The following is a 5,277-nucleotide window of genomic DNA, read 5'->3' as shown; positions in this document are numbered from 1 at the left end:
GCGAGGGCCTCGAAGGCGGCCTCGACTATCTGAAAGAGGTGATTCTCGAGGACAGTCTGGGGCTCGGCGAGACCCTCGAAGAGCAGATGCAGCAGGTGGTGGACCGCTATGAATGCGAATGGGCCAATGCGCTCAAGAGCCCCGAGAAACTCAAGCGCTTCCGCAGCTACGTGAATGACCAGCGCCCGGACCCTGACGTGGTCAATATCGTCGAGCGCGACCAGATTCGCCCCGCCAGCCGCGATGAACTGGCCAGTGGCAATCTGATCATCAGCGACGGTGGCGCCCGCGAAGCAGTGGCAGAACATCAACCTCAGTCAACGACCCACCTGGCCACGGAGGTACGCTCATGACATCGCCTGCACTCGCCACGACATCTACCGATCCGCTCTCCAGCCCGTCCTTTACAACACAGGACACCTCTGCCGCGGCACAGACGCCGCTACGCTGGGTGACACTCTGCCAGCGCGAGGACCTGGTGCCGGGCTCCGGCGTGGCCGCCTGGCTTGAGGCGGACGGCCAGGCCCGCCAGATCGCCCTGTTCACGCTGCCGGCCACAGCCGACAGCGATGACCTCACGCTGTTCGCCATCGACCATCATGATCCGGTGTCAGGCGCCAACGTGATTGCCCGCGGCCTGCTGGGTGATCACGCCGGAGAGCCGCTGGTGATCTCGCCACTCTACAAGCAGCGCTATCGACTCAGTGATGGCCAATGCCTGGACGACGACACACTCGCATTGACGGTGTGGCCTGTGCGTCTGGCAGGCGGCGAGGTACAGGTACAGTGCCAGCGGGCAGACGATGCCTGCTAGCCACACCCGCTATCCACACCCGCTATCCACACCCGCAAGCCACATAAGTTATTGATGACGTACGGATATGCTCGAAAAACGGCACGCATTTGGTGCACAACCATGCTGCAACGCACCATGAATCGCCCAGCAGCGCGCACGCCTCGAGTCATCTGACCGCCACTTGGCAGCCCGCAAACAGGCACCAATACCTCAAGCCATTGTTTTTATTGGGGATACCAAAAAGCTGGCATCGGGCATGCAATCTATACAGCGAGATGGCAAATGGCGGCTATCTCGCATGGCGTGCTCATTGCTGAGTCGAGGATCCGGGACCGGCGTATCCCCCTCGATATACAATGGCATTTAAGTCCACCCTATTTGGGGTGGACTTTTTTTATGCCTGAAGTCATCGGCAAGTCATTGATGTCTTTGCTTCAGAGCACGATGGGCCGCTCACTCCTTCTTGTTGATCTCCCTTCGTGCTTCTCGCTTTTCCTTCTCGCCGCCTCGCCACTCATTTATCTTCCCGCTGCTGACGACGCGCGATCCAGCGCTGACATTCCCCGATGATGCCGCTGCGGAAGCTGAGCACGCAGACCACGAAGATGGCGCCAAGAATCACTCTGACCCAATCCCCCAGCGCGGATTGCGCCAACTGGTGCTGCAGCCCGATGACCAGCCCGGAGCCCACCAGTGGCCCGAGCAGCGTGCCGACGCCGCCCAGCAACGTCATCATAATCACCTCCCCCGACATGTGCCAGCTGGCATCACCCAGCGAGGCGAGCTGGAACACCAGCGTCTTGGTCGCTCCCGCCAGGCCTGCCAGCCCCGCCGACAGCACGAAGGCCACCAGCTTGTAGGCATCGGTGTGATAGCCCAGCGAGATGGCGCGCGGTTCATTCTCGCGGATGGCCTTCAGCACCTGACCAAAGGGGGAATGCACCACGCGCCGGATCAGGGCAAAGGCCGCCACGAAGATCGCGAACACGAAGTAATAGAGGGTGTGGTTGTTCGCCAGATCGAACACGCCGAACAGCTCACCGCGCGGCACGCCATGCAGGCCATCTTCCCCGTGGGTGAACGGCGCCTGGATGAAGAAGAAGAACATCATCTGGGCCAGGGCCAGCGTGATCATCGCGAAGTAGATGCCCTGCCGCCGGATGGCCAGCGCCCCGAACAGCGTCCCCAGCACTACCGCGCCGAGCGTACCGGCCACGATGCCCAGCGCCGGACTCAGGCCCGGGTATTCCGCGAGCAAGAAGCCGGTGATATAGGCGCCCGTGGCCAGGAAGGCGGCATGCCCGAAGGACAGCAGCCCCACGAAGCCGAGCAGCAGATTGAAGGCGCTGGCGAACAGCGCAAAGCACAGAATCTTCATCAGAAAGACGGGATAGGCGACCCAGGGTGCCAACAACCCGAGCAGGAACAGCACGAGATACAGCATGCTCAGCGGGGTGATTCTGCGCGGCGCGCTGCCTGCACGCGCGGCCTGGTGATCCTGTTGCAGTACGGCCATGTCAGGCCTCCTTTCCGAACAGCCCGGCAGGGCGAAGCATCAATACCATCACCATCACCACGAAGATCACGGTATTGGCGGCCTCGGGATAGAACACCTTGGTCAGCCCCTCGATCAGCCCCATCGCGAGCCCGGTGAGGATGGCGCCGAGAATCGAGCCCATCCCGCCGATGACCACCACCGCGAACACCACGATCAGCAGACTCGAGCCCATGGTCGGCGAGACGGGATACAGGGGCGCGGCCAGCACGCCGGCGAAGGCGGCAAGCGCCACGCCGAGTCCGTAGGTCAGCGACACCATCAAGGGCACATTGATGCCGAAGGCCTGTACCAGCTCCGGGTTCTCGGTTCCCGCGCGCAGATAGGCACCGAGGCGCGTGCGCTCGATCAGGAACCAGACTCCGAAGCAGACCACCAACGCCGCCACCAGCACCCAGGCGCGGTAGGTGGGCAGGAACATGAAGCTCAGCTTGAAGCCGCCACTCAACGCCTCGGGGATCGGATAGCTCGACCCCGAGACACCGAACAGATTCACCAGCGTGCCCTCGAAGATCAGCGCCAGCCCGAAGGTCAGCAACAGACCATAGAGGTGATCAAGATGCTGGATGCGCCGCAGCAGCAGACGCTCGACCACGATGCCCAGGGCCCCCACCACCAGCGGCACCACGATCAGCGCCGTCCAGTAGTTGAGCCCCAGATATTGCGCTCCCAGCAGCGCCGCGAAGGCGCCCAGCATGTACTGGGCACCATGCGCGAAGTTGATGATGCGCAACAGACCGAAGATCACCGCCAGCCCAAGGCTCAGCAATGCATAGAAGGCACCGTTGATCAGCCCCAGCATCAGCTGGCCGAACAGCACCATCAGGGGTATTCCAAAAATCATGGTCATCCGCACATTCCTTTTCAGCGCCCATTCGCGTCAGCCGCTCGGCGCTGCCGATCATCCGACCGGCAGCGCCATGTCATACGCCTCAGCGACTCGACTGACGTTCGGCTTCAGCCCTTGACCAGCTCGCACTGGCTGTCCGCCAGCGGTCGGTAGGCTTCAGCGCCGGGAATGGTGCGGATCACGTCATAGACATCCCACTCGCCTTGGGACTCGGAGGGCGCCTTGACCTTGACCAGATACATGTCGTGCACCATGCGCCCATCGGCACGGATGGTGCCGTTGTTGGCGAACATGTCGTTGACCGGCGTCTCGCCCATTCTGGCGCGCACGGTGGCGGTGTCATCGCTGCCGGTGGCCGCGACCGCATTCAGGTAATGCAGGGTGCTGGAGTAGATGCCGGCCTGCACCATGGTCGGCATGCGCTCATTGCGTTCGTGATAGCGCTGGGACCAGGCACGTGTCTCGTCATTGAGGTCCCAGTACCAGCCGGTGGTGAGCTGCAACCCCTGCGCCACCTCAAGCCCCAGGGCATGCACGTCATTGAGGAAGATCAACAGCCCCGCCAGCGACTGCCCGGCCTGCACCACGCCGAACTGGCTCGCCGTGGTCAGCGCGTTGACGGTGTCCGACCCGGCATTGGCCAGCCCGACGATCTTGGCCCCGGAACCCTGCGCCTGCAGGATGTAGGAGGAGAAATCACTGGTCGGGAATGGATGACGTACCTTGCCGACGATGGTGCCGCCATTCTCGTTCACCACCTTTTCCACATCGCCTTCCAGGGCATGACCGAAGGCGTAATCCGCGGTCAACAGGAACCAGCTGTCGCCGCCTTCATCGACGATCGCCTTGGCCGTGCCGTGCGCCAGCGGATAGGTGTCATACACCCAGTGGACATGATTGGGCGTGCAATGCTCATTGGTGATGCTGGAAGCCGCCGAGCCGGAGACGATACCCAGCGTGTCCTGTTCGGCGAGAATCCGCGTCACCGCGATGCTCACCGATGAGGCCACCAGCCCGGCGACCATGTCGACATTCTGCTGATCGATCCAGCCGCGCACCGTATTGGCACCGACATCGGCGCTGTTGCGGTCATCGGCACTCAATACCTCGATCGGCATGCCGTTGACGCTGCCGCCGAAGTCCTCGACGGCCATCTTGAGCGCATCGAGGCCGCCCGGGCCTGCCAGGTCACGATAGGTGCCCGACATGTCGGCCAGATAGCCGATCTTGATCACGCCATCGCTGATATCGGCCTGCGCGATTCCCGCCGACAGCAGTGACCCCATCATGAGCGCGGACAGCGGCAACAGGCGCCGGCGAGTGGCCGCCGTGATGCAGCGTGACAACGGTGACGCGGCAGGGGTGGCGTTGGATGAAACGGTGGCGTTGGATGAAACGGTGGCGTTGGATGTAGCAGTGGCGTTGGATGAAGCGGTGGCGTGCATGACATCTCCAGACCGGATTACCCGGCAATATTGTGATTGTTGTGGCGAGACGTACGGACTTCAGATTGGCGAGTGCAAGGCTGTGCATGGCGGCCAGCCCTGTGCAGCTCAGCCCGAGCGGGAGCTCAGACCCCCAGTACCTTGTGCAGATATTCGTGGCGGGCCGGCAATTCGGCCGCGCTGATCTCTTCCAGAATGGTGCCGTGCTCCATCAGGTAATGACGGTCGGCCAGCGGTGCGGCAAAGCGGAAGTTCTGCTCCACCAGCACGATGGTCATGCCGCGCGCCTTCAGCATCATCAGCACTTCGGCCAGCTTCTGGTTGATGACCGGCGCCAGACCCTCGGTGATCTCATCCAGCAGCAACAGGTCCGCCCCGGTGCGCAGGATGCGCGCCAACGCCAGCATCTGCTGCTCGCCACCGGAGAGGCGCGTGCCCTGACTGGTGCGCCGCTCATGCAGATTGGGGAACAGCGCATAGAGCTCGTCCAGCGACATGCCCTGGCCCTGGCCCTGGCCCTGGCTCCGGCCCTGGTCATGTCCTGTGCTCCTGACCAGCGGTGGCAGCAGCAGATTTTCCTCGACGCTCAGGCTGGCGAAGATGCCACGCTCCTCGGGGCAGAAGCCGACAC

The 5,277-nt window shown here is 62.8% G+C and carries 6 protein-coding genes; 2 read left to right on the top strand and 4 right to left on the bottom strand.

Features of this window, described 5'->3' with window-relative positions; translation table 11 throughout:
* Both AC4FAH_RS04675 and nirD read left to right on the top strand, forming a co-directional pair.
* A partial coding sequence (locus AC4FAH_RS04675) for a hypothetical protein (protein ID WP_490245711.1) occupies positions 1–353 on the top strand: 353 nt, incomplete at its 5' end.
* The gene (gene nirD / locus AC4FAH_RS04670) at positions 350–814 is read left to right on the top strand and encodes a nitrite reductase small subunit NirD (protein WP_153636554.1); all 465 of its coding nucleotides are present in this window, start codon (positions 350–352) and stop codon (positions 812–814) included. The genes AC4FAH_RS04675 and nirD, both read left to right, overlap by 4 nt.
* 496 nt (positions 815–1,310) lie before the next feature.
* Here nirD and AC4FAH_RS04665 read toward each other — a convergent pair whose 3' ends face one another.
* The 4 genes from AC4FAH_RS04665 to AC4FAH_RS04650 form a co-directional block, all read right to left on the bottom strand.
* Positions 1,311–2,240: a branched-chain amino acid ABC transporter permease gene (locus tag AC4FAH_RS04665; protein ID WP_490245715.1), complete on the bottom strand. Its 930-nt coding sequence runs from the start codon at positions 2,238–2,240 to the stop codon at positions 1,311–1,313.
* Positions 2,241–2,313: 73 nt separating this feature from the next.
* Positions 2,314–3,201, bottom strand: a complete 888-nt coding sequence (locus AC4FAH_RS04660; protein WP_043334657.1) for a branched-chain amino acid ABC transporter permease — start codon at positions 3,199–3,201, stop codon at positions 2,314–2,316.
* A 107-nt stretch (positions 3,202–3,308) separates the two neighbouring features.
* Positions 3,309–4,490, bottom strand: coding sequence for an ABC transporter substrate-binding protein (locus AC4FAH_RS04655; protein WP_052384712.1), 1,182 nt, complete (start codon positions 4,488–4,490; stop codon positions 3,309–3,311).
* A gap of 281 nt (positions 4,491–4,771) precedes the next feature.
* Positions 4,772–5,277, bottom strand: a 506-nt coding sequence (locus tag AC4FAH_RS04650) for an ABC transporter ATP-binding protein (protein WP_490245710.1), incomplete at its 5' end; no start/stop codon positions are given.

This window comes from Cobetia sp., from assembly GCF_983723665.1.
Note: the sequence above shows the minus strand (reverse complement) of the source record. Positions and strands in the feature narration are given on the sequence as shown.

What these genes read in the sequence shown, in the direction of transcription:
- nirD (WP_153636554.1), top strand. Translation starts at nt 350, where the DNA reads ATGACATCGCCTGCACTCGCCACGACATCTACCGATCCGCTCTCCAGC.
- AC4FAH_RS04665 (WP_490245715.1), bottom strand. Translation starts at nt 2,240, where the DNA reads ATGCTGTATCTCGTGCTGTTCCTGCTCGGGTTGTTGGCACCCTGGGTC.
- AC4FAH_RS04660 (WP_043334657.1), bottom strand. Translation starts at nt 3,201, where the DNA reads ATGACCATGATTTTTGGAATACCCCTGATGGTGCTGTTCGGCCAGCTG.
- AC4FAH_RS04655 (WP_052384712.1), bottom strand. Translation starts at nt 4,490, where the DNA reads ATGATGGGGTCACTGCTGTCGGCGGGAATCGCGCAGGCCGATATCAGC.